Origin of the sequence: Chitinophaga terrae (ex Kim and Jung 2007) (assembly GCF_900107795.1) — a bacterium.
In the GTDB taxonomy this organism is placed as follows: Bacteria; Bacteroidota; Bacteroidia; order Chitinophagales; family Chitinophagaceae; genus Chitinophaga; species Chitinophaga terrae.
Window position 1 is genome coordinate 299,549 of the sequence record NZ_FNRL01000004.1, and the last position, 23,780, is coordinate 323,328.

Here is a 23,780-nt window from a genome sequence, read left to right on the forward strand (position 1 = left end):
CTATGTCCATGTCTTTTATTGTTGCCTGTGAAAGCGGGAAACGAAAAATAGCCGAAATATTACTGGCCAATAACGAAGTAGATGTTGCCTATACGGATGAGAAGGGGAGGACTGCACTTCATTATGCCGCGCATCATGGCTACCTCGACCTGGTAAAGCTGCTGCTGGAAGCCGGCGCCGCGCTGGATTATGAAGATCATAACGGGGAGACGCCGTTTTACTTCGCCTGCCTGCAAAAGCAGAAGCAAACAGCCCTGCACCTGCTGGAAGCAGGTGCGCGTGCAGAGATCAACGACTATAATGGTAATAGCCTTTTACACCTTACCGCGCGTACGGGTCAGAAAGAAGTAATGGAGGCGTTGCTGAAATGCGGAAGCAATGTAGATGCAGAGAACAACCAGGCCGAAACGCCATTGCTGATCGCCGCAGCATGGAGAAACAAAGACATCGTGCAACTGCTGCTGGATAACGGGGCCAATGTGAATGCTACCAACAAAGTGGGTGACAGCCCCCTGCTGGTTGCAGTACGGGCTAAAAACCCGGTTATTGCTACGCAGTTGATAGAACATTACGCGGATATCAACCATACTAATCAGGCCGGCGAATCGGCCCTGCTGATCGCCTGTTACGATACCAACCGTATGCTCACCAACCTGCTGGTAGAGAAAGGCGCCGATGTAAACATTACCTCTAAAGAAGGTTTGTCGCCCATCTGGTACGCCTGTGCCAACAACCAGAAAGAAATAGTGAGCCTGTTCCTGGATAAGGGAATAGATGTCAATTTCCGCCAGCCGGTTTCCGGCAATACTACAGTAGTGAACAGCTACCTGGAATGGGTGGAAACAACCAATAACCTTTCACTTACCAGTTCTTTCACCTTCAATCATACTTACAGTTACGGGGGAGAAAGCCTGCTGCATGTCGCTGCCAAGAACGGTCATCTGAGTATGGTGAAACTGTTGCTGGAGCGGGGCGTTAATATCAATATACAGGATGAAGGAGGGAATACCGCCCTGCATTACGCTTCCTCTGCCGGTAAGAAAGATATTGTAAAATACCTGCTGGAGCAGGGCGCAGATCCGGCAGTGGTGAACAGCCGCGAGCAGAAAGCGATCGACTATGCTTCCATTAAAGGGTTTAATGAGATCGCTTCCCTGCTGTTATCATTCAATTCCCCTCAGGCTACAGCTGCGGCAGCTGCCGCACAGCCGGCCGCAGAAAGCAGTATGGCAGATAAGAAAAAAGCGCTGCTGGATCTGAAAGAACTGTTGGACGCAGGCATACTGTCGGTCGCCGAGTTTGAAGCCGAGAAGGCAAAGATCCTGAAAGGATAGATCTTATACCCGGGGTAGCTAATACTATTCCGGATGTTATTCGTATATGCTTATGCGTTTTACCCTGATATTTTTATTGCTGCTCGGCAGCCGCTTCATCCTTCATGCCGGTATTCCGGCTACGACGCTGGCAAAAACGCTGGATTCCCTTAATCCTACGCAGCGTGCGGTGCTTTACCAGTACGGGACCTTGCGGAAGAATGCCGGGCAGGCGGTTGCAGACAGTTTCTGGATGCTTCGTCAACCTGTTTTAGGCGCCATAGACCAGGAAAGGGGAGCGTTGCTGGCGGAGGAACTGCTGCAATCGGCGCGTATTACGTATAACCTGGAGAAGCCTTCCAGGCTGCAGGCGCTGCGTGGAGTGTTCACTACTTCGCGGTTATTAATAGGGCTGGCGGCGCTGATAGCGGTGGTAGCTGTTATCCAGCTTTTAAGCAGGTACCTTCCGGGGTTCTTTTCATGGCTTCGTACAGTACTGGCGCCTTTTATCAGGTGGCTGTTCAATCCCGTTGCTTTAAGCTGGGAACTGCTGGGACTAGGTATTCTCATCGTCTGGCTGGCCCCCGGTATTCCGGAGATCACTATACGAACCATTATCGTACACCTGGGTATCTTCTTCATCTGGTCGCAACTCACGGCGATACATACACGCAGGTACCTGTTCAAAGACTATAGCGATGAGATCATCAATATACTGGAGTCGAATAATGTGACGCCTGTCCGCGCGTTTGTGAATGTATCGCTGCCCGCGCTTTTCACCGCAGCGGCTATTTACTGGGCAAAGCTCAGGACCGGCGATCCCTGGTATGCTTACGAGGTGATCGTGCCGGTAATGATCTGCATCTTCGCCTTGCCGCCTCTCAGGAGCATGGAAAGGGCTTTAACCAAGGTATTATTTCCGTTCCCTGCTCCTGTTCTCAGAACAAAGGATCAGCGGATGATCGCTTATGCAGTCATTTCTTTGCTGGTTTGGATGATCATGGTAGCGGTTCCTGTAAGGATACCCGAATCTCTTTTGGTGCTGAGCATTTTCCTGGTTTGCATGTTGCTGGTGTTATCGATAGAAGATGTAACGCGCTGCGGAATAAAAAATTTCGTCTGGACACAGGTGATCACCGTTAGCTTTCTATTGGCTGTAATACTGACCGGGGCGCAATATGCCGATATTGCTTTAACCTGGACGGGGCTTGGCGGGTTGCTGTTATTTGTGCTGATCAAATACTGGGAAATTCCTGTATTGCTGGGTTGGAGCTGGAAGAATAAGAAGGCCTGGGGAGCATTGGGGATGGCGGTATTGATCTGGGGGATAGCGATGTTGCTCAGGAATAATGCGGAGTGGTTTGTGTTTATTAAGTAACAATTGTCAAGATCCCGCCAGCCTGCATACCGGCGGGATCACTGGTTAATTATATTTCTATTTGGCCTGGGTGGCGGCATTTTCTTTTAATGCGTTGATCTGTTTCTGCAGGTCTATTATATAGAGTGTTAACTCTTCTATCTTTTGCAGGTATAATTTATTGATCTCTCCCAGGTCAATGCCTTTCTCGGTCACTTCCTTTTCGGAAGGAATATCCGGCAGGTGTTTATTGGTTTTGATAAACTGTTCTACGCTGGCCAGTGATGGAAGTTGGTAGTTAGGATGAAAAACATAATCAGCCCATGTTTCCTGCGTAACCTTTACTCGTCTTGCCCCGATAGTGCCGTTTACAGTGAGCTTGTATGTTGGATTATCTATGCCGATGCCGACGTTTTTATTATTGGCGATTACCATAGACGAATTGATGGCGGTGCCATTTCTGCCGTTCTCGAAGATAATATTACCACTGTTGGCTGCGCCTATATGCAGATCCCGGTAACTTTCAATTAAACTGGCATTGCGTTGAGCGGGCACAATGTAGGAAGAATTGGTGGTTCCTATGTAAAACATAGATTGAGGAAAACCTGTATGGGTCATGAAAAGAAAATTAGAATAGCTGGTATCATTTGCGGCCAGGGTCAGAACATTGTTTGACGCAACATTTCTTATCCCAACCGGCGCCTGGATGCCAATTTCAGTTGAGGCATTGAAGATCTTTACGTCAGAAACTTCTGCCGCCTTAACTATTTTAAAAGACTCGTTCTGCGCCCAACCGGTAAACGAAAAAGACGTAACGGTTGCCGCTTTTGTGATGGAAACAGCCAAATAGGTAATTGAATCATAGATGAGTGTTACCAGCTTTGGAACTGGTGAATCGTTATATGAAATAATGTTGCCAATATTTGAGTTATACGCAGATGCCGTGTTAACCTCCACAGTCCATTTCCGGTTATAAGATGCGGCACTTCCACGTATGGCGCTGATTTTTCCCATTACATGGCAGTCAGGCATGAAGCTGGCGCCAGCAACATATACAGGGTGCAGCAGGATATAGTTTTCTGAAACGTTATCATCTGTGGCGCCGGGAATCCCCCTGTTGACGTAGTAATTTCTGCCATTATCCACAACCTGGAGACGGCTGGTAGGCGAGGTTGTTCCAATACCAACATTACCCGTTGCAGGAAAAGTGTTTTGCGCTGTTGCAATAGCGCTTACAAACAAACAAAGGAGGGTTACCAATGTAGATTTCATAATTTAAAAGATATAGGGTGAAATAATGTTAGGATATAAATATAGGAAAATCCGTTTTTATCTTTCTTAATTGTGTTTTTATTTGAAACTCATGAAGCATATAGAGTTGAAGGCTTCTTTCTCCAACACTCGACCGTTTCCAGTCCTAATTATAGAGCCGTTGTGATCAGGTCCAGAATATTCCTCACCACTTTATTATCTTCGTTTGTTCTCCAATGCAGGTATAACGGTACTTCAAAAGGAAGTTGCAGGAACCTGACGCCGGGATGGCCGGCCAGCGAATAGGAATAAGGAATGACGGAGATCCCCAAACCCCTTGCCACCAGGCTCAGGATAATAGACCCAAAATCCGATTCAAAGCTGATGTTAGGTTGAAACCTGTATTGCGCGAAGAATTCGCTTATCCTCATCTGGAACGCTTCTCCGTCCGTTAGCGTTGTTAATATAAAGCGCTCATTCTTCAACGTTTTCCTTGAAATGTCGGCAACCTTGCGGATAGGATGATCTGTAGGCAGCACCAGGGCCAGGTTGTCTGTCCTGACAAGTTTGGAGGTCACCAGGTCGCCATCATAGGGATGCCGGCTAAACGAAATATCCACCTGGTAATTCTTGATCAATTCTATTTCCTGCGTGTGTTTATGCTGTACCAGTTCAACTTTGATATGCGGGTACATGGCAGACACCTGGTTCAGCAAAGCGGGTAGGATATCGTAGCTGATAGACCCGGGGTGGTTCAGCACGATGCTTCCGCCTTCTCCTTTATGGATTTTGCGGGCGTAGCGGACGGCCGATTCCAGTTGCCCTAATAGCGGCTTCCATTGTTGTTGCAGGAATTTTCCTGCCGCTGTAAGTTCTACTTTCCGGTTGGTACGCTGAAACAACGTTACCTGGAGTTCATCTTCCAGTGATTTGATCTGCCGGCTTAATACCGATTGGGTAACATTCATCTTGTAAGAGGTACGCCAGTAGTGGAGTTCTTCCGATAAATGCAGGAAATATCCGATCTGTTGTATGGTCATAACTTCAATTGATGCAATTTATGCATCAATTTAGTCATAATTTGCATTTTTATGCATCAATGGCTTTGGTAATTTTGCGATCAATCAAATAGAACAAGTCATGGAACTGGTAATAACAAAGGTACGGCCGGAAGAGGTGGCAACATTGCAGGCGATCAGCAAACAAACCTTCTTCGATACATTTGCTGTTCACAACAGGAAAGAAGATATGGACCGTTATTTAGAGGAAAGTTTTTCTCATCATAAATTAATGTCCGAACTTCGCGAGCCATACTCCGCATTTTACTTTGCCCGGGTGAACAATAGGGTGGTAGGATACCTGAAAATAAATACTGCCAGCTCCCAAACAGAAAGGAAAAATGACAACTCCCTGGAAATCGAGCGCCTGTACGTGTTGCATGAATTTCATGGCAGGCAGGTCGGCCAGCAGCTTTTCGATAAGGCAATAGAGATAGCCCATGCCCGGGATGTCGATTATGTGTGGCTGGGAGTATGGGAAAAGAATGCCCGTGCGCTTCGCTTCTATGAAAAGAACGGGTTTACCCCATTTGATCAGCATATTTTCAGATTAGGGGATGATGAACAAACAGATATTATGGTAAAGAAGACTTTAAAACAGTGACTGATCACTTAATAATGAGTAAAAGACATCTATTTGTAGTTTTATTGATACTGGGAACAGCATTTTGGGGGATATCCTTTTCTGTCACCAAACTTGCTATTGGCGCGGTTTCTCAATCTACCTTCCTGGTTTACCGCTTCGTACTTGCTACGCTTGTACTGGCGATAGTATTGTTCAAACAATTGATGAAGACCTCAAAACAAAACATTGTTCAGGGTATCCGCCTGGCAATCCCGTTAACCCTGGGTATTCATTTCCAGACGTTGGGCATAAAATACACCGCCGCCTCGCAGTGCGCTTTTGTAGCCGGCACCTGTGTGATAGTGATCCCGATACTGAAGTCGCTGGTTTACAAGAAAACGGTAGCCCCTAAAATATGGTTAGCATCGCTGGTCGCATTGGCCGGTTTGTTTGTCATTTCCCTTACTTCCAGTCTTTCCGTCAGCATCGGCGATCTGTATACCATCACAGGCACGTTCGGCTTCTCTGTTTACCTGATCAAGGTGGAAGAATACGCAGGTTCAGGGGAGGTGGTAAAAACAATTGTTCCCATGTTTGCCACCTGTACTTTAGTCATGCTTTGCGTAGCGTTAACCGACAGCGCTGCCAACTGGATCCCGCAGAACCACGAATTCTGGATGGGTATTGTTTTTTGCGCCTTGTTATCAACAGCCTATATGTATACCATATCCAACCTGGCGCAGCGCTATATCAGCGCCGAAAGAGTGGCTATCATATACCTGTTTGAACCTATCTTTGCAGCCATAGCGGCAATCGTGTTGCTGGACGAACAGTTAACCTGGAGGCTGTTGGTAGGAGGATTGCTGATCTTTATCGGAACGTTGATTTCGGAAGTGAAATGGAAGAGGAGGGAGGTGAGTGCGTATTAGTAGATCCCAATTACAATAATATGGCTAAAGACTTAACCCAATTAAAAAACGATCTGTTTGAAGAAGCTGACGGAAACAAATTCGCCCGGCTTAAAGATAAACTTATCAGGACTTTGGGCGCCGACGCCCTGCCGGTACTTATCGCATACACGAAAGAAGGAAAACTCCTGCACTGGCGTAATTTCCTGCTGACAGATATCCTGAACCTGGTTAACGAAGGCGATGCTGCGTATGCCGATTACTTTAGCTGGGCTGTAACCCAACCGGGGCTTGCCTACTGGAGTGTAGACGGCCTGCTGAAAACAAAAGGCGATGCAGCTTATGAGCAGTTGACATCTGTAGCCCTGGATGAGGCCCAAGCACAGGAAGTAAGGGCTAAAGCTATCAAAAGCCTGGCCGTTCATAGCCGGCAACCGTTTGACAGGTCCTTGCCTGCCGATCCCGGTCACTGGAAAAAGGAGCAATTAAGGCTGGATGAAGTGATTGCCTGGCAGCAAAGCGGTTTCCCTAAAGGAGAGGGCTATGTAGCGCCGGCTGTGCATCCATCGTTGCAACGCCCTGTCACTGATCTGGAAAAAGCTGCTGCCAAACTGGAAAAGAAGCTGAAAAAGGAAAGAGAGAAGAGGCAGGACCCTGCATCACCATCCAACTGGCTGACAATAGCCGATGCAGCCGATATGGATGCTATTCAGCAACGCTGGAAATTGCCCGAACCATATCTTAACTTTCTTCGTAATTATTCTCCATTAAACGTATTTATAGACAGCAGGAAATTCTTCCAGGGACTGCATTTATATGGAGCAAAAGAACTGATCTCACGCCAGGATGGTTATTCTTTTAACCCGGTAAAGAATCAACCGATCGCCGATTGGCCGTCGCAATACGTGGTAATTGCAGATGCAGGCGGCGATCCTTATTGCATTGATCTCAACAGTCCCGGGGCTGCGGTTTATACCAGCATGCATGGTACCGGCAAATGGGAGTTCGAACTATATGCAGATAGTTTCATTAAATTCCTGCAACAATTGGCATAAAAAAGGGCGCCCCTGGATGAGAGACGCCCTGTTCTTTTTAAGGGTAACTTATAAATTTGGATTGATTACCGCATCTGCACCCGGTATCGGCATCCAGTAGTTAGCTTTGGTAATGGTGACAGTAGGTTTAAGATCGCCCTCTGCTTTGTTGGCGTTGGCCGCTTCCACTTGCTCTAACCTTACCAGGTCGAACCACCTGTTCCATTCCCCTGCAAACTCCCATGCCCGCTCATTCACTACTGCCGCAGCAAAATCAGCGCCGGATAAACCGGTTGGCAGATCTGCCAACCCAGCACGGCGGCGTACCGCATTAACTGCCGAATAGGCGTCGCTGTTGGGCGCGCCTGCCGAACGGGACTGCGCTTCTGCATAGATCAGCAACACATGCGCATACCGCATCATCACAACAGGGTTGGCAGACATATACACGTCTTTTTTACCCGACTGGATAGTGAATTTTTTATAGTAAGGATGCTTGGTGCTGGTCTTTTGCCATGGAATAACTGAACCGTCGCTTAAGGTGAATGAGGTACTGAAAGTGGCGTCCTTCCTGGGTCCTGCCGGAAAATTATTGAAGAAGTTCAGCTCAGGAAAGAAATCACTCCATCCGCCTTCATCTTCCGGCATAGTCGACAACCCGTAAAACGAATTGTAAGTGATCCAGTTGCCGCGGGTAAAGAGCGTAAATACATCTTCAACAGTGCCGCCGGCAAAGATCTTCAGGTAGTCGCCCGTGTACAGGTCAAAACTGTAAGCGGCTTTATTGTCTATCACTTCCTTCGCCTTGCTGGCTGCCAATGCGTATTTCGACTGGTTTTTCAATGGCCATCCCGCTTCCGTAAGATAAACATCTGCAAGCAACGCTTTAACAGAGCCTTTGTTTGGCCGTCCTGAACTCCTTCTGCCATTTGGTACCCATTCTTCCGCCCGGGTAAGATCCGCTTCGATCAACGGGTAAATATCCGCCGGCTTGCTTTTTTTCAGGTTAAGATAGTCCGGCGAATAGATCTCTGACGGAATAACAGGCACTTCTCCCCAAAGCCTGGTTAACCAGTAATACGAGAGTGCGCGTAAATAACTGGCTTCACCAACGATGGCATGAATTGTATCCTGGTTTCCATCTTTTACATTTTTGTAATTGTTGATGATGTTGGTGGTTGCCTGTATGGTTTTGTAGCAACCCAGCCAGATAGGAGGCATGCGGCTGTTCAAAGACGAAACTTTGAACAGGTCGAATTCCCTGAATTCTTCTTTATTGGAACCGGGATGCGTGGTGAGGTCATCACCTCCCATAGTCATGGCGATCTGGGAAACGGAGGTAAAACCGCTGACCCATGGCACCATCAGGCTTCCGTAAGCGCCCGAGAGGGCCGATTCCAGCCCTGCCTGGCTGCTCAATGCATCGGCGCCGGCCACCAGGCCCCTGGGTTCTTCTGTGAGTTCTTTGCTGCATCCTGCTGCCAGTATCATGCAAAGGCAGCCATAAAGTATATGTTTCAGATATTTTCGTGTAATCATAACGGTTGTTTTTAAAAGGTCAGCGTTACTCCCCCGGTATAGGTCTTTGCATTCGGATAAGTGCCAAAATCAATGCCCTGGCGGATATCGCCGGCCGATGAATTGCTTTCAGGATCTATACCGGTATAATTGGTCCAGGTAAGCAGGTTGGTGGCGCTGATAAAGAGCTTAATGCCTACTGTATTCTTTAATTTCGACTTAGGTATTTCATATCCCAGGCTAACATTCTTCAGGCGCAGGAAATCTCCTTTTTCCAGGAAGCGGGTGCTCTGTGTGAAGTTCCGGTTAGTAGAACTGAATGCAGGGATATCGGAATTTTCATTAACGCCGGGAATATACCTGTCTTTAATATCCACAAGGGTAGCTTCCCTTGCATCTGCGCCGTAATACATAGCCACTGCCTTGTTGTAATTCAGCCTGTCGAACCCAAGAAGTCCCTGGAACAGCAGGTTCAATGTAAATGCTTTGTAGGTAATGGTATTGTTCCAGCCAATGGAAGTTTTGGGAATACCGGTACCGATCACATGATAATCGCCGGCATCGATAGTACCGTTATTGTCAACATCCAGGTAGCGGGAGTCGCCGGGTTTGGCGCCGTATTGATTGGCCTTATCATCGCCCGGTTTCCAGGTACCCAGGTAGGTGAGCCCCCAGATGGCGCCAAGCGATTCGCCCGGCATCACTACAAACTCCGACTGGGGCGACATACCGCCGCCTATTTTGCGGGTATTTGGATCAAAGATCCTTGTTTTGCCTTCGCCCAGGGAGATGACCCTGTTTTGCAGAAAGGAGATGTTGAAGCCCGTATTCCAGTTGACGGCGCTGTTATTGGTTACAATGCCTTCCACGGAAAATTCCCAACCTTTATTCTGTACCGCGCCAACGTTCCGGGTAATAGGATTGCCACCCAGGTACATAGGCAGGTTTTCCTGCAATAAAAGGTCGCGGGTATCTTTAACAAAATAATCAGCAGTCAGGGATAGCCGGCCATTCAACAGCCCGATATCGATCCCTACGTCTTTCTGTTCTGTCGTTTCCCATTTCAGGTTGGGATTGCCGATGTTGCCCATAACCAGTCCTACCTGGTGACTATTGTTGTTAAATGACGCCGGTATATTGGAATAGGATGAAAGAGTGCTGTAAGGGCTGATGGCCTGGTTGCCCGTCAGTCCCCAGCTGCCGCGTATCTTCAGGTTGCTGATAGCCTGTATTTCCTGCATGAATGGTTCGTTGCTGATCACCCAACCGGCAGATACAGAAGGGAAGTAGCTGTATTTGTTGCTGCCCTGGAACCTGGATGAACCGTCGCGACGTAAAGCCGCAGATAAGAGATATTTATCATTGTAGCTATAAATAGCCCTGCCAACCAGCGAGAACAACGCCCACTTGGAATATCCGGAACCCGGAGAGGAGGGAGTGCCTAAAGCAAGATTGTTCCACTGGAAGTTTTCATAGGTAAGATTAGAAGAGCCGGAAGAAGAGTAATTGTAGGTAGATTGCTGGTATTCCATTACAGCCGTGATATCCAGGCTATGCCTGTTGAATACCTTACTGTAGTTCAGCGTATTGGTGTTTTGCAATACGATCTCCCTGTTATTCCTGATACCCGCAACAGATGTATTGTTGTTGGTGACCTTACCTGCAAAGCTTTTGTCTTCATATTGCAGGTAGTTGGCGCCGTATTGTAAATTGAAGGTCAGCCCGGGTATTATCCCGAACTTAAAGCCGCCAATCATGTTTGCCAGCATCCTGTCGCGTACCGCAAGCCTGTCTACCGTCAGGGCAACGGGGTTATAAAAGAGCGAACCTACCGGGTCGCTCGCCACGAAACTTCCATCCGGTTTGCGTACAGGGGTGGTAGGCGCCCAGGTGATGGCCTGCGCCAGCGGACTGGAAGCGCCATCCGCAGGAATATCCACGTTTTGCGCGGTGCTGTACGAACCGGTGATATTCAGAAAGGTAGAAATGCTGTTGGTCAGGTTAGCGTTGATGTTTGAACGTAATGTATAGCGTTTGTAGAACGAATTGTTGATCACCCCATCCTGGTTCAGGTAGTTGCCGGAGATGAAGTATCCGCCTTTTTCAGTGCCGCCGGAAAGACTTAACAGGTACTCCTGCGATGGCGCATTCCGGAAGATCTCGTCCTGCCAGTTAGTGCCTCCTTTGGCGCGGAAATCAGCTATCTGCGCATCTGTGAACTTAGGCGCTGTACTAACTGCTTTTGAATGTTCATTCACCGTTTCGGCAAAGTCGGCGGCATTCAGCAGGTCCAGTTTTTTAATAACGCTGGAAGTGGCTAAGCGCGTAGTGAAATTAACTTTCAGTCCTCCCTTGTTGCCTTTCCGCGTAGTGATCAGGATTACGCCATTGGCGCCCCTGCTGCCATAGATGGCCGTAGCCGCAGCGTCTTTCAATACCTGGATAGATGCGATATCATCGGGATTGATGGCAAAAAACTCTGCCCCAACAAAACCATCCACTACATATAAAGGATCGTTGCTGCCGTTGATGGAATTTGAACCCCGGATGCGGATGCGAACACTTCCTCCCGGCGCGCCCGCGGCATTGGTAACCTGTACGCCGGTAGCCCGGCCCTGCAATACCTGGTCGAGGCGGTTTACAGGAGCATCCTGGAAGTCTTTGGCAGTTATAGAAGAAATAGCATTGGTCAATGTTCCTTTTTTTTGTTCGCCATACCCGATCACTACCAGTTCGTTGATATTGGATGCCGCCATCTGCAGCGTAACGGGCAGGTCATGCCTGCCGTTTACCTGTATCTCTGCTTTATTATAACCCATAGAGGTGATGATCAATACCGCGTTGCCATCGGGAACGGTGATAGCATATTCTCCTTTCTCATTGGTCAATACGCCTTTGGTTGTACCTTTTACCTGTATCGTTGCTCCTGGCAGCGGTTCTCCTTTTTCGTTGGTGACCTTTCCTCTTACTTCCTGGTCGGGAGGCAATGGCGCTTCGGTTGTAGCCGGCCGTTGTTTGATAATGATCACCTTTTCGGAAATGCTGTAGGTCAAAGATTGACCGGCAAAGCAAGCCTCCAGCGCTTCTTTGAGGGAAGCGTTCCGCAGTTCCAGGTTTACTTTCCGCTCATGGAGCAATTGTTCATCGGTGTAAAGAAAGGAATACCCTGTCTGTTTTTTGATCTCCTGGAAGATCTTGTCCAGCGGCGCATTACGCCGGGAAATGCTAACTGTCTGTGAATACCCTGCGGCATGTACCTGCAACAGGGTAACGGTCATCAGGACTACCGTTAATTTCATCATCAGTACTATTTTTTTCGATAATCGTGGGAATTTTTCGCCCCGGGCAATACGATATCGTTTGCCTTGCGGGAAAAGCATCAATTGCATACATTTGTATGGTTTGGGTAAAGAATGAATTATTGTCGCAAGCAATTTTGCATACCTGCCCAGGCTTTACCGGGAGCGGTCCGAACGCTTCCGGTTTTTTTATCCTGACAGGCATGGGTAAGGGAATCTGGAATTTAAGGCCCCATAAGTGTATCAGTTTTTTAACGTAGAAATATTTGTCAGCGTGTTACGGTGATTTTCCTGTCCCTGAGCTCAAAATGTACTTCACCTGTCATTTCCAATAATTTCAGGGCCTGCGATACCGGCACATTTCTCGGGATGCTGCCGCGGAAGTGTACAGGGACCGGTTCCGTGAGCACTACTTCCACATCGTACCATCGGGCGATCATGCGCATAACGGTAGCGATGTCGTTACCTTCGAGTTGAATGAATCCGTTTTTCCAGGCCACTGCTTCATCAGTATTTACCTGTTGCAATAGCGACAACTGGTCGCGTTGTTTATCGAGCAAGGCGCCCTGCCCCGGCATCAGCTTTTTGCTATTCCCTTTATTCGTAACGTTCACCGCTCCTTCCAGCAGCGTAGTTTTTATTTCTGCTTCATCTGCATAGGCCATAATATTGAACTGCGTACCCAATACGGCAACCTCCATACGATTGTCCTGCCCTGCGGGCACCATCACTTTAAATGGCATGGCAGCGTTGGAAGCAACTTCAAAATAAGCTTCACCCGTTAATTCCACCTGCCGGGAAGTTCCGTTAAAGGCTACGGGATATTTTAATGAGCTGGCGGCATTTAGCCATACCCTGGTACCGTCTGGCAGCGTTACCTGGAATTGCCCGCCCCTGGGCGTACGAAGGATATTATATTGCGTTAACCCGGTTGCTGACGGCTGCCCCGGTTGCGTAGTGTAGGCCAGTTGGCCTCCTGCCGGTTGGGTGATGCTGGTATTTCCCTGCTTTGCCAGGGCTTTGTGGCCCGACGAGTCTAACGTCAGCTCTGTGCCATCTGCTAGTGTCAGCACGGCTTTATTCCCGCCCGGTGCAAGGTCCTGAACTTCAGGCCTGGCGGCAACAGCTGGCGGTTTATGCGATGGCTGGCGCATATAGTATAACCCGATGGCCAATAGCAAAACAGCGGCTGCTGCAGGTATCCAGCGCCAGATACGTCGCGGTTTCCTGGTTTCCACAACTTTGTCGGCAGCCAGGATATTGTCTACCACCGCATCCCAGTGGGCGGTATCGTAATCGGCTGTTGGATTGGCTGGCAGCTCCTTCTGGATGAGCATTTCCAGTTGCCGGGCAATGTCGCCGCTGGCATCCCCGCTCACCAAAGCGGATAATTCCCGGAGCTCGGCCTCCGTGGCAGAGCGTTGCAATGCCTGCTCCAGCAGGTATGTAAGGCGGTCGTGTGTTGACAATGGAGTTTGTTTTTATAGTTTAACGTGGCGATCCTGGTATCTTCTTCAAACGTGAAATAGCCTTCTCTAAATGAACAGACGCTTAAGCCGGCATTTAGGACCTATGGAAATGAAAATTTTTTTTACACCCTCAATAGCCAGATGATAAAGGCGGGGAACAGGATGCCGGAATGCTCCAGGTGTTTCCTGATAGCCTGAAGGGAGCGGACCAGCGAATTTTTCACCGTGTTGGGAGAGAGGGAAAGCTGGGCGGCTATTTCGGGGATTTTTAGTCCCTGTTCCCGGCTTAACAGGTAGATCCGCTTAGCCTGTGGCGGTAATTGTTGTACCGCCAGGGTTACCTGCGCTCTCATAAAATCGTAGGCAATGTCTTCTTCGGGGCTGAAAACCGGTTCGGCGGGCGCCAATGTAGCCACCGCCTTGTTATGAATAGCCTGTTTGCGCAGGTAGCTGAAGCACTGGTGAAAAACAATGCGCAGCATCCAGGACCTGGGTTGTTCAATTTCCCGGAGTTTATCACGGCTGATCCATAATCGTAAAAAAGTTTCCTGGAGAATGTCTTCTGTTACAGATGCGGTTTTAGTGATATGGAGCGCAACAGCCCTGAACTGGGGTGCATAGAAATGAAAAAGCTGCCTGAAAGCCGATTCATCGCCTTCTGAGATCAGTTGGAATAGTTGTTTGTTATCGAGAGAATCTGCTTGCATACCGGACAGCCTTCTTACTAAAGTAGGAAAATAATTGGGTTGTTTCCATTTTTCCGGATGCTGATCGCCTCTTTTCCTAATGATTCTTTGTTGGAATGCGGACCATAACAAGTTTTCTCAGAGCAATCCATGCAACTTCACATACTGCAACAACATGATCGTCTTCCCATCTTTTATCTCCCCACTTTCAATCATTGCCATTGCCTGGTTTATCGGCAGTTCAAGGACTTCTATTTCTTCCTGTTCTTCTTCCAGCCCGCCCCCTCCGTTGATCTTCATTTCCGGGCTGTATTCTGCCACGAACATATGAAGTATTTCGGTAACTGAGCCGGGCGACATATAAGCGTCAAACGCTTTCCTGACATTGCCTATACGGAAGCCTGTTTCTTCTTCAGTTTCCCGCCTGATACATTCTTCGGGGTTGTTTTCATCCAGCAGGCCTGCGCAGGCTTCTATCAGCATACCGCTGCTATTGCCGTTGATATAGGAGGGAAGACGGAATTGCCTGGTCAGTATAACATTCCCGGTAGCGGGGTTGTATAATAGGATTGCGGCGCCGTTGCCCCTGTCGTAGGCTTCGCGGGATTGTGTTTGCCAGCGATTGTTCCTTCCTTTATATTCATAGGTCACTTTGTAAAGGGTGTACCAGTTATCTGATAAGATGTCTTTCGAAATAATTTTTACCTCGGGTTGCATGAAAATGATTATTTTTGATCGAATTCGATTATTTTGATCAAAGGTAACAGAAAATGGGATACCCGGAAAGAAAAAATAAAATCCTCAGGATACTTGATAAAAAAGAGAGCCTGGATGTGCAGGAAATAGCTGATGAATTAGGAATTTCGGCTGTTACGATCCGGCGCGACCTGGTGCAGCTGGCGGAGGAAGGTTTGCTGATCCGCACCCATGGCGGCGCTATGAAAGCGCCGGCCAGGCATCCGTTCACAGCGTTTGCAGACAAGGAAACAGTAGCTGCATCCAGGAAGAAGTACATCGGGAAATTGGCTGCCTCCCTGGTAAAGCCGGGAGACACTATTTTCATGGATTGCGGCAGTACTGTTTTCGCTATGTGTCCTCATCTTAAAACCATTTCCCCACTCCGCATTATAACCAACTCATTGCCTGCAGCCGCTGAGTTCATGGATTCGCCCGGCATACAGGTAAACCTCGCCGGCGGCGAAATGGACGGGCAACGGAAAGCCATACACGGAGATCGCGCCATTGCGCATATCAGGAGTTATCACGCAGCGAAGGCCTTTATTGGCACGGATGGGCTTTCTGTAAAGCACGGGCTTACTGCATTCAGTGAAAAAGAAGCCAGTATCAGCACGGCGATGGCTGCGAGCGCTGATAAGTTGTTTGTGCTCTGCGATTCATCGAAAATTGGTAAAGACAGTTACCTCAAATTTGCGCCATTGTCTGCATTGACAGCCCTGATAACCGACAGGGAACTGGCTCCCAGCCAGGAGACACAGCTAAAAGGGAAAGGCGTAAAAATTATTCAATAAAAAATATCCCGGTTTATAGATTTAAAAGCCTACCTTTAACGAAATAACATCAGGCTCCTGCCTCGGCTTCTTCTGATTTAGTCTGGATACTTTTCTTTTCTTCCTCAGTCTTCGCTTTTCCAGCTGCCGTATTTCTCACCTTAAAAGAATAAGATCTTATGAATATTTATGTAGGCAATTTAAGTGCGCGTACAACTGAAGAGCAGTTGGCGGATTTGTTCACTCCTTTTGGTATTGTAGGGAGCATCAAAGTGATTTATGATAATTATACCGGTCGTTCAAGAGGCTTTGCATTCGTGGAAATGCCGGAAGATGCTCATGCAGAACGGGCCATCCAGGATTTAAACAACAGCTCCGTTGACTCACAGGTTATCGTTGTCAATGTTGCCAGGCCGCCGGTACAAAGAGACAGGTACCCAAGGTCGAGGTATTAATTGATCGATTGTCTTCTTTCATTACTGATGAAAATTTATGTAGGAAACCTGCATTGCAAAGCTTCTATGGAGAAGTTGTATGATCTTTTTGCAGAATTTGGTACCGTATTGCTTATTGAAGTACCAATAGACGGCAACGGGAAGTCATTAGGTTACGGTTATGTATATATGAAAGAAGAAAATGAAGGCCGAACAGCCATCCTGGAATTGAATAACCTCAATTTCATGAACCAGTTCCTGACAATTTACGAAGTTAAAATGTAATTACGCGATAGTGCGATTAATCAAAACAATTTAATTATGGGTGATTCTTTTTCCAAGAAAGAAAACAAGAATAAAAAAGCTAAAGCAAAAGAAGAGAAAGCGCAGAAGATGAAAGAGCGCAAATTGAATAATAATAAAGGCAAAGGGTTGGAAGAAATGCTTGCCTATGTCGACGAAAACGGAAATATCAGTTCTGTTCCCCCAAGCGGAGCTCCAAAAAACGAAATAGATTCGAAAGATATCCAGCTGGGCGCCACGCCAAGGCCGCCGGAAAGCACTACCAGGACAGGGGTGATCGCTTTCTTCAATTCTGCCAAAGGTTATGGATTTATATCCGACGACCAGACCAGGGAGAATGTATTTGTTCATACCAACGATTTGCAGGAACCTGTAAAGGAGAGGGACAAAGTATCATTTACCCGGGAGAAGAATGCAAAAGGCTATTATGCAACGGCCGTAAAAAAAATTAATTCCAGGGGCAGGTAACCTCATTCCCGGGTTAATTGTTCATATCATCAACTATTTTACTCGCTCATCACAATTAAATATCGTTTATAACTTCATTTAGTATATTTAACGGTGTAATAAATCGATTTAGCAAGAAAATAGTCCGTGTTATGAAATCGTTCATGCAATTATCGGGAGCTTTATTGCTGGCCGCTGTCAGTGTAAACGTCAGCGTAGCCCAGCAAAAAACGCAGTATACCCGGTATGTCAACACTTTTATTGGCACTTTAGCAGTTACAGATCCGAAGATCCTGGGGTACGAACCGCCTAAAGACTGGCGGCCCTGGTCGGGTCTGACCTTCCCGGGAAGTTCGCTTCCCAACGCCATGGTGCAGCTTAGTCCAATGACCAAGTACGGCTCCGGGGCCGGTTATGAGTATGAAGATGATACCATATTAGGTTTCACGCATACGAATAAAGGCCACTGGAACCTTTGCAATATCCCGTTGCTGCCGCTATCCGGCGCCGGGAAACCTTTCGGCTCGAAATTCAGTCATCAGAAAGAACATGCCTCGCCAGGCTACTACCAGGTATACCTGGACGATTACAAAGTGAACGTGGAACTGACGTCAACCTTACGATGCGGTTACCACAGGTACCAGTATGCCCAAAACAAGGACCGCCAGGTACTCTTTGACCTGGCCAAAGCCAATAACCGCATCAGGGATTGGAAAATTGAGCAGGTGAATGATCATGCCATCCAGGGATGGCAGCAGCCAGGGGAGCGGGTGTATTTCTATGCAGAGCTGAACACGCCTATCACGAAGCTGGATAAAGTAGAAGAGGGGCAACATGCCGGGTATGCCATCGTGCACCTGGCGGATGGCGGCAAACCGGTGGAAGTGAAGATCGGTATCTCCTATGTAAGCACCGCCAACGCAAAGGAAAACCTGGAAAAAGAGATCAATAACAAGAGCTTCGAAACAGTACGTAACGAGGCTAACCAGGTATGGGAAAAGACCTTATCGGCCATCCAGTTAAAAGGGGGGACAGAAAAGCAGAAAACAATGCTGTATTCCAGTCTTTACCGCTCATTGCTCTGGCCGGCCCTCCGCAGCGATGTGAACGGCGAGTACACAGACGCTAAAAGGAACGTTGTAAAAGCCGATTTCAATTACTATACAGAGCCTTCGCTATGGGATACCTACAGGAATAAGGATGTTTTATTAGGTCTTATTTCTCCGGACGTGGCGCTGGATGTAATTAAGTCGATGAAAGATGTAGGAGAGAAGACAGGCTTCATCCCTACCTTCTTCCATGGCGACCATGGCGCTTCTTCCATTGCGGGCGCCTACCTGAGAGGTATTGACAACTTCGACATTGAAGCCACTTACAAACTATTGCTGAGGAACGCCAATATAGAACCCGGCGCCCGTGCGCATATCAGGGAATATATTGAAAAAGGCTACATTTCAGATCCCGATGTTCCTAACCCTCACGTAGAAACGAAAGCGGCGGCAGGGGTGTCTAAAACCCTGGAATATTCGTACGACGACTATTCCCTTGCCCAGATCGCCAAAAAGCTGGGCGACACGGCTAACTACCGCATCCTGATGGCCCGTTCCAAAAACTACCGGAATATGTTTGATCCGGGTACCCGTTTCATGCGCGGCCGCCTTGCCGATGGCAGCTGGATCACGCCTTTTAATCCCCAGTACCCTTATTATGAATATATGTACCGGGAAGCCAACGCATGGCAGGTATCCTTCTTTGCGCCGCACGACATGCCAGGTCTAATATCCCTTTATGGAGGCCCGGCAGCGTTTGAGTCGAAGCTGGACTCCCTGTTCACGCTTCCATGGAACCCGAAATATATTGCCCGTAACGTAGAAAGCTTTGTCGGCCAATACTGCCATGGCAACCAGCCAGACCATGAAGCGCCTTTCTCGTATTATTTTATTAATAAGCCGGAAAAATCCCAGAAGATCATAGATACCATCCTGAATACCCTTTACGGAATCGGTAACCCGGGTATCGCCCTTTGCGGGATGGATGACGCAGGGGAGATGTCGGCCTGGTATGTACTGAGCGCCGTAGGGCTTTATACCTTCTCGGCCACTGATCCTGAATACCTGGTAACGGTACCGTTATTTGATGAAGTGAAGTGGAGGACCAACACCGGCAAACTGCTCACCATTACGCACAAAGGAAAATCCAGGGATCTAAAGGATATTAAAGTGAACGGAAAACCGATCCGGGGATACTTTGTATCGCATGATCTTTTTAAGAATGGGGGAAATATTGAAGTTGTGACGAAATAAATAAAAAAATCCTTGGAGTATATCCGAGGATTTTTTTACATTTGCTTCCCGTTGATAAAAAAACGCCGGAGTTCGGGACGTAGCGCAGCCCGGTAGCGCACTAGCATGGGGTGCTAGGGGTCGCTAGTTCGAATCTAGTCGTCCCGACTTTGCCGACATTTTGTTTGTATCGCTTTGATACGCTTTATGTCGGAAAAGCCCGTAGATGTTACATCTGTGGGCTTTTTTCATTTTGCCCACATACCAAATTATTACATCAAATTTCAAGTTATTAGCCGTGTAATGCATTGAGTAGGTTTATTGAGTAACTTACCTACTCAATGTAGATTATTTGGCATATGTAGTGATCTGTATTGCATTTCATTACAAAGCATATCAGCTTATTTCAAATGATATGCAAAGGCTTTTTTTCTACTCATTTTTTGGCCAGGGGGTCCCGGTTTTTTGAGCATTTGAATTGTCCATTTAAAATGAGAAAAGAATTATGAGAAGCGAAAACACTTTTGGAGTAACCTTCTCCATCAGACAAAACAAAAACAAACGCAAAGACTACTCTGTCTTTGCAAAGATTGCCTGCAACAATACTCCTGAAAGGGAAATCACAATTAAAGGAGGCTTTGATCCTAAAAACTGGGATGAAGGAAAAGGCAGGCCACACCAGTATAACAAGGAGCTACGCGAGTTTTCTACTTATCTAACCAAAGTGGAAGCCAAACTAGCCGGCATTTTTCAGGAGCTGGAATTAAATGAAGGGGTACTCACCGCTGACAATATCAAAAATCACTACCTGGGTCAGGGGGATGCAGTGGAGCGGTTGACAATGTTGGAACTGACTAAACGTGCCTATGATAAGTACAGTCTGGAACTAAAAAAGGCAGCCTTAAAAACTATGGTGCTACCAACGCCTATATAGCGCGATTTTGCCAGCATAAATATTCAGCCGGTGATATTCCGCTCCGCCAGCTCAACTTTAACTTTGTAGATGAATTTTATAGCTATGTTTTAAAAAATCCGATTAAGCCCAATGACCCTTGTACTAAAAACGGAGCCATGAAGCACATTGAACGGCTAAAAAAGATGGTAAAATGGGCCGGGCTGAAAGGCTGGTGCGAAAAAGACGTATTTGCCGAATTTAAGATAAAGATTAAGCGCAAAGAAACAGAATACCTGGTTTGGGAGCAATTGAGAGCAATTGAGGATCTGGTGCTTATCGATCCGTTAACAAAACTAGTCCGGGCAATTTTTGTATTCTGCTGCTATACCGGCATGGCGCCCATTGATGTACAATCATTAAAACCCTCCCAGTTATCCAAAGATATGTTTGGCAATTTGTGGATGACCTATACAAGAACAAAAAGTGAGGTACCTGCATGGGTCCCGCTGTTAGATAAAGCTAAAGAAATCGTAAGCGAATACGGCATGGAAGAAGGCGCCACCTATAGGGAAACGGTTTTCAAATATGTTTCCAATAAAGTGATAAATGACCACCTTAAAATTATTGGCCTTGCCTGTGGTTTTGATTTCAAGCTACGTGCTTACGCTGCCAGGCATACATTCGGCACTATCGTTACTACGCAACTGGGGGTACCCATAGAAGTAACTCAAATAAAGATGGGACATGAGGACATAGAAAGTACTATGATCTATTCCAGAGTGGGTAACCCACTAGTGCTGATGTACATGCCGCGGGTACAGCAAAAGATAAATTCGGGCATGACCATTGGCATCAATGGCATCAACGAAGAGCAATTCTTACTCCTACTAGAAAGGATTGCCCCAAAGGTGCTGGAAAATGTGTTTACCAACGAGATTATGCCAAAGCTGCTTGAAATCGTTCACAAAAACCCGGCGCCGCCACAGCTACCGCTGCCCGCTTCTCCAGGGGTCGCCGTATAAAAACACTTACAATCCTGCCCAATACCTCTCCTGGATAACAGGAGAGGTATTTTTTTGTAACAAAGCTACCGGTTAGATTTGGAGCAATTGCACTAATTACCCATGATGTGCCTTTTCAGAAATGTATGCTAACCTGATTTTGGCAAGCATGATTTTTCATATTAAGTTGCCAAGCATAAAATTATGTTCTGCCCCCCAAGCCATTTAGTTCTTTTTGACTATTTGCGCTCCTTTTACATATTATTATTAAATTCGATGGTCGAGACTGCTTATTATAACTTCAAACTAACCTTATATGTCTTTTGGTTCCACCTGGCGAAAATGGAATTTACACATTCATACCCCAGATACTGTATTTAATAACCTGTTTACAGCCATCCCACCCCATACTGACAAATGGGAAACCTACCTGGAATTACTCTCCAAATGTGACGCTAGTGTATTGGGGATTACAGATTATTTTTCTATCAATGGATACGAAAAGGTTAAAGAATTTAAAGATAATGGGGGATTACCCAATGTAGAATTGCTAATTCCAAATATTGAATTGAGGATTATACCGGTTACCGCAGGCGAGAAAGGAATAAACTTTCATATTCTATGTGATCCGGAAATTGTGGATCAACTGGATAACTTACTTTTTAATGAACTTAAGTACCGTTACAAGGATAATGATTATAGATGTACAAAGGATGGTTTAATTGCTCTTGGAAGGGCCTTTCGGGGACCTACCCTTAGAGAGGAGGCGGCATATGAAGAAGGTGCTCACCAATTTAAGGTGCAGTATACTGATTTGGCAGAAATCTACCGTAAATCAAAGGTGTTACGAGAACATTCCATACGTGTAGTATCAAATAATTCTGCAGATGGCGCTTCGGGGTTGCAACACAATAGCCTTGCGGCGACCAGAGAAGAGATATACAGGCTGACGCAAGCAATATTTTCTGCGCAACCCAAGGATAGAGAATTTTTTTTGGGAAAAGGCGTCTTAAATCAAGAACAGTTGGTTGACAAGTATGGTAGCCTTAAACCATGTATACATGGCTGTGATGCTCATAAAAATGAGGAAATCTGTCGGCCAGATCTCAATCGTTTTACTTTTATAAAAGCTGATCCTACATTTTCAGGCCTGAAGCAGATTATCTTTGAGCCTGAATCTCGCGTTGCAATCCGGGATTCGAAGCCCCGTACTCCAGCAAAATCTATCAACACCGTTGAACTAAATTTTCCATCTGATTGTAAAATGGATGATGAAAAATTTTGCTTTGGAAATAGCTATCAACTCAACTTTAGCCCAAATTTCACTTGCATAATTGGGGGCAGAGGAACTGGAAAAAGTACACTTCTCAATTTAATAGGAGCAAAATTACAAAAATCTGCTAATGAATTTTTTAGGTCAAGGCAGTTGAAAGATAATAAAGGGACTAAACTTCAAATAACAGACTGCATCAAAATTGACGGAGACCATGACGAAAAAAATATTGAATTTCTTAGTCAAAATGAAATAGAGGATTTTGCAAAAGACCCGGTAAAGCTAACCAATGCAATATATTCCAGAATTATTAATCTGGATACAGAAGACACCTTAAAATCAGCCGCAGATTCCCTACAAAGTTCCTTAACCAGACTAAAACAGGTTATTTCGCATACACTTGAACTAAGAGAGGGGAAAAAAGAAGTTGATCGTAAAAAAAAGGAAATTGAGAGCCTGACCAAAATGACTAACTCTTTTGAGAGCGACGAGTATAAAAAACTAACCAAAGCAGTAGCAAGTTCACTTTTAAAAGTAAATAACATCACCTATTCTCAAACGCAATATTATGGCCTTATAGAGAAGTTGGAGGAACTTGTAGCGGGCTATCGCCCTCTTGAAACCGATAATGAGTACATAACAGCGGGCGCTGAATTAACCGCTTCATTAAATACTATCATAGACACGCATAGACTTAAGGACTTTTCTTCAATCATAAGCCAGCAGACACAATTTAAGGCGGAGTACGATACTGCCAAATCAAACTTGCAGTCGTACCTTCAAAATGCCGGTGTAAGTACAGAAGATCAAAAAGACATTGTCGGCTTCCCGAAATTAAGACTGTGTAATTTTACAAAATTCTCTTCAAATTAACCTAAACCTAAATACCCTAACACGCCTGTTTATCGCTTTCAAAATTGGATAGAGCAGCATATTCTGTTGGTGGCATATTTCCAAGACTGTCATGTGGCCTGTGATTGTTATAATCATCCATCCATTGCCAGGTAACTTCCCTCACTTCGTCCAATGTGTCAAACAGGTAGCAGTCCAACACATTATCACGGTAAGTACCGTTCAATCTTTCCACGAAACCGTTCTGCGTGGGCTTTCCGGGCTGGATATATAAAAATTCGATGCCGTTGACCATGCTCCATTCCGTTAAAAGCTGGGATATGAACT

At 46.4% G+C, this 23,780-nt stretch carries 20 protein-coding genes, 1 tRNA gene and 1 pseudogene; 14 read left to right on the plus strand and 8 right to left on the minus strand.

The window, feature by feature from the left end:
• Positions 1 to 2: 2 nt before the first annotated feature.
• Positions 3 to 1,334: an ankyrin repeat domain-containing protein gene (locus tag BLV62_RS06395; RefSeq protein WP_089759832.1), complete on the plus strand. Its 1,332-nt coding sequence runs from the start codon at positions 3 to 5 to the stop codon at positions 1,332 to 1,334.
• Between the two features lie 52 nt (positions 1,335 to 1,386).
• Positions 1,387 to 2,691, plus strand: a complete 1,305-nt coding sequence (locus BLV62_RS06400) for a hypothetical protein (RefSeq protein WP_139169970.1) — start codon at positions 1,387 to 1,389, stop codon at positions 2,689 to 2,691.
• Between the two features lie 57 nt (positions 2,692 to 2,748).
• Here the strand turns inward: BLV62_RS06400 and BLV62_RS06405 are convergent, their stop codons facing one another.
• Positions 2,749 to 3,942, minus strand: a complete 1,194-nt coding sequence (locus tag BLV62_RS06405) for a hypothetical protein (RefSeq protein ID WP_089759836.1) — start codon at positions 3,940 to 3,942, stop codon at positions 2,749 to 2,751.
• Between the two features lie 149 nt (positions 3,943 to 4,091).
• The gene (locus BLV62_RS06410; RefSeq protein WP_089759838.1) at positions 4,092 to 4,961 is read right to left on the minus strand and encodes a LysR substrate-binding domain-containing protein; all 870 of its coding nucleotides are present in this window, start codon (positions 4,959 to 4,961) and stop codon (positions 4,092 to 4,094) included.
• Between the two features lie 100 nt (positions 4,962 to 5,061).
• Between BLV62_RS06410 and BLV62_RS06415 the strand changes: the two genes are divergently transcribed.
• Genes BLV62_RS06415 through BLV62_RS06425 form a run of 3 tightly spaced genes read left to right on the plus strand, consistent with a single transcriptional unit; the run spans position 5,062 to position 7,507 of the window.
• Positions 5,062 to 5,583, plus strand: coding sequence for a GNAT family N-acetyltransferase (locus tag BLV62_RS06415; protein ID WP_089759840.1), 522 nt, complete (start codon positions 5,062 to 5,064; stop codon positions 5,581 to 5,583).
• A 14-nt stretch (positions 5,584 to 5,597) separates the two neighbouring features.
• Positions 5,598 to 6,473, plus strand: a complete 876-nt coding sequence (locus BLV62_RS06420; protein WP_089759842.1) for a DMT family transporter — start codon at positions 5,598 to 5,600, stop codon at positions 6,471 to 6,473.
• 20 nt (positions 6,474 to 6,493) lie between these two features.
• The gene (locus BLV62_RS06425) at positions 6,494 to 7,507 is read left to right on the plus strand and encodes an SMI1/KNR4 family protein (RefSeq protein WP_168927747.1); all 1,014 of its coding nucleotides are present in this window, start codon (positions 6,494 to 6,496) and stop codon (positions 7,505 to 7,507) included.
• A gap of 48 nt (positions 7,508 to 7,555) precedes the next feature.
• On the opposite strand, the gene BLV62_RS06430 is transcribed toward BLV62_RS06425, so the two are convergent.
• From BLV62_RS06430 to nudK, 5 genes are all read right to left on the minus strand, one after another.
• Positions 7,556 to 9,025 (minus strand): RagB/SusD family nutrient uptake outer membrane protein, encoded by a 1,470-nt coding sequence (locus tag BLV62_RS06430; protein ID WP_211117676.1) that lies wholly within the window; start codon positions 9,023 to 9,025, stop codon positions 7,556 to 7,558.
• An 11-nt stretch (positions 9,026 to 9,036) separates the two neighbouring features.
• Positions 9,037 to 12,393, minus strand: coding sequence for a TonB-dependent receptor (locus tag BLV62_RS06435; protein ID WP_089759847.1), 3,357 nt, complete (start codon positions 12,391 to 12,393; stop codon positions 9,037 to 9,039).
• Positions 12,394 to 12,572: 179 nt separating this feature from the next.
• Positions 12,573 to 13,772, minus strand: coding sequence for a FecR family protein (locus tag BLV62_RS06440; protein ID WP_089759849.1), 1,200 nt, complete (start codon positions 13,770 to 13,772; stop codon positions 12,573 to 12,575).
• A 122-nt stretch (positions 13,773 to 13,894) separates the two neighbouring features.
• Positions 13,895 to 14,479, minus strand: a complete 585-nt coding sequence (locus BLV62_RS06445) for an RNA polymerase sigma factor (RefSeq protein WP_139169972.1) — start codon at positions 14,477 to 14,479, stop codon at positions 13,895 to 13,897.
• Between the two features lie 117 nt (positions 14,480 to 14,596).
• Entirely contained in the window at positions 14,597 to 15,175 is a 579-nt protein-coding gene (gene nudK / locus BLV62_RS06450; RefSeq protein WP_089759853.1) for a GDP-mannose pyrophosphatase NudK, read from the minus strand.
• A 53-nt stretch (positions 15,176 to 15,228) separates the two neighbouring features.
• Here nudK and BLV62_RS06455 point away from each other — a divergent pair, with 53 nt between their 5' ends.
• The 9 genes from BLV62_RS06455 to BLV62_RS06495 all read left to right on the plus strand — a co-directional run bounded on the left by BLV62_RS06455 (position 15,229) and on the right by BLV62_RS06495 (position 23,474).
• Entirely contained in the window at positions 15,229 to 15,987 is a 759-nt protein-coding gene (locus BLV62_RS06455) for a DeoR/GlpR family DNA-binding transcription regulator (RefSeq protein WP_089759855.1), read from the plus strand.
• A 158-nt stretch (positions 15,988 to 16,145) separates the two neighbouring features.
• On the plus strand, positions 16,146 to 16,421 hold the full coding sequence (locus BLV62_RS06460; protein ID WP_089759857.1) for an RNA recognition motif domain-containing protein: 276 nt from the start codon (positions 16,146 to 16,148) through the stop codon (positions 16,419 to 16,421).
• Positions 16,422 to 16,448: 27 nt separating this feature from the next.
• The gene (locus BLV62_RS06465) at positions 16,449 to 16,685 is read left to right on the plus strand and encodes an RNA recognition motif domain-containing protein (RefSeq protein WP_089759859.1); all 237 of its coding nucleotides are present in this window, start codon (positions 16,449 to 16,451) and stop codon (positions 16,683 to 16,685) included.
• A gap of 36 nt (positions 16,686 to 16,721) precedes the next feature.
• Entirely contained in the window at positions 16,722 to 17,171 is a 450-nt protein-coding gene (locus tag BLV62_RS06470; RefSeq protein WP_089759861.1) for a cold-shock protein, read from the plus strand.
• A 131-nt stretch (positions 17,172 to 17,302) separates the two neighbouring features.
• Positions 17,303 to 19,453: a GH92 family glycosyl hydrolase gene (locus tag BLV62_RS06475; protein ID WP_089759863.1), complete on the plus strand. Its 2,151-nt coding sequence runs from the start codon at positions 17,303 to 17,305 to the stop codon at positions 19,451 to 19,453.
• A 73-nt stretch (positions 19,454 to 19,526) separates the two neighbouring features.
• Positions 19,527 to 19,600 (plus strand) — tRNA-Pro (locus tag BLV62_RS06480).
• Between the two features lie 337 nt (positions 19,601 to 19,937).
• Positions 19,938 to 20,366 (plus strand): hypothetical protein, encoded by a 429-nt coding sequence (locus BLV62_RS06485; RefSeq protein ID WP_089759865.1) that lies wholly within the window; start codon positions 19,938 to 19,940, stop codon positions 20,364 to 20,366.
• The gene (locus BLV62_RS06490) at positions 20,363 to 21,349 is read left to right on the plus strand and encodes a site-specific integrase (protein ID WP_225889525.1); all 987 of its coding nucleotides are present in this window, start codon (positions 20,363 to 20,365) and stop codon (positions 21,347 to 21,349) included. Before BLV62_RS06485 ends, BLV62_RS06490 begins: the two co-directional genes overlap by 4 nt.
• Before the next feature lie 295 nt (positions 21,350 to 21,644).
• Positions 21,645 to 23,474 carry an ATP-binding protein gene (locus tag BLV62_RS06495; RefSeq protein WP_089759870.1) on the plus strand — a complete coding sequence of 610 codons (1,830 nt, stop codon included), beginning with the start codon at positions 21,645 to 21,647 and terminating at the stop codon, positions 23,472 to 23,474.
• A gap of 49 nt (positions 23,475 to 23,523) precedes the next feature.
• Here BLV62_RS06495 and BLV62_RS06500 read toward each other — a convergent pair.
• Positions 23,524 to 23,780, minus strand: a pseudogene (locus BLV62_RS06500) (integrase core domain-containing protein); the annotation flags it as partial.

Excerpts from the sequence above, each read along its gene's own strand:
- BLV62_RS06420 (WP_089759842.1), top strand. The coding sequence starts at position 5,598 with ATGAGTAAAAGACATCTATTTGTAGTTTTATTGATACTGGGAACAGCA.
- BLV62_RS06455 (WP_089759855.1), top strand. The coding sequence starts at position 15,229 with ATGGGATACCCGGAAAGAAAAAATAAAATCCTCAGGATACTTGATAAA.
- BLV62_RS06475 (WP_089759863.1), top strand. The coding sequence starts at position 17,303 with ATGAAATCGTTCATGCAATTATCGGGAGCTTTATTGCTGGCCGCTGTC.
- BLV62_RS06470 (WP_089759861.1), top strand. The coding sequence starts at position 16,722 with ATGGGTGATTCTTTTTCCAAGAAAGAAAACAAGAATAAAAAAGCTAAA.
- BLV62_RS06460 (WP_089759857.1), top strand. The coding sequence starts at position 16,146 with ATGAATATTTATGTAGGCAATTTAAGTGCGCGTACAACTGAAGAGCAG.
- BLV62_RS06445 (WP_139169972.1), bottom strand. The coding sequence starts at position 14,479 with ATGCAAGCAGATTCTCTCGATAACAAACAACTATTCCAACTGATCTCA.
- BLV62_RS06410 (WP_089759838.1), bottom strand. The coding sequence starts at position 4,961 with ATGACCATACAACAGATCGGATATTTCCTGCATTTATCGGAAGAACTC.
- BLV62_RS06465 (WP_089759859.1), top strand. The coding sequence starts at position 16,449 with ATGAAAATTTATGTAGGAAACCTGCATTGCAAAGCTTCTATGGAGAAG.
- BLV62_RS06405 (WP_089759836.1), bottom strand. The coding sequence starts at position 3,942 with ATGAAATCTACATTGGTAACCCTCCTTTGTTTGTTTGTAAGCGCTATT.
- BLV62_RS06495 (WP_089759870.1), top strand. The coding sequence starts at position 21,645 with ATGTCTTTTGGTTCCACCTGGCGAAAATGGAATTTACACATTCATACC.
- BLV62_RS06485 (WP_089759865.1), top strand. The coding sequence starts at position 19,938 with ATGAGAAGCGAAAACACTTTTGGAGTAACCTTCTCCATCAGACAAAAC.
- BLV62_RS06430 (WP_211117676.1), bottom strand. The coding sequence starts at position 9,025 with ATGATTACACGAAAATATCTGAAACATATACTTTATGGCTGCCTTTGC.
- BLV62_RS06400 (WP_139169970.1), top strand. The coding sequence starts at position 1,387 with ATGCGTTTTACCCTGATATTTTTATTGCTGCTCGGCAGCCGCTTCATC.
- BLV62_RS06425 (WP_168927747.1), top strand. The coding sequence starts at position 6,494 with ATGGCTAAAGACTTAACCCAATTAAAAAACGATCTGTTTGAAGAAGCT.
- BLV62_RS06435 (WP_089759847.1), bottom strand. The coding sequence starts at position 12,393 with ATGCAATTGATGCTTTTCCCGCAAGGCAAACGATATCGTATTGCCCGG.
- BLV62_RS06415 (WP_089759840.1), top strand. The coding sequence starts at position 5,062 with ATGGAACTGGTAATAACAAAGGTACGGCCGGAAGAGGTGGCAACATTG.
- nudK (WP_089759853.1), bottom strand. The coding sequence starts at position 15,175 with ATGCAACCCGAGGTAAAAATTATTTCGAAAGACATCTTATCAGATAAC.
- BLV62_RS06395 (WP_089759832.1), top strand. The coding sequence starts at position 3 with ATGTCCATGTCTTTTATTGTTGCCTGTGAAAGCGGGAAACGAAAAATA.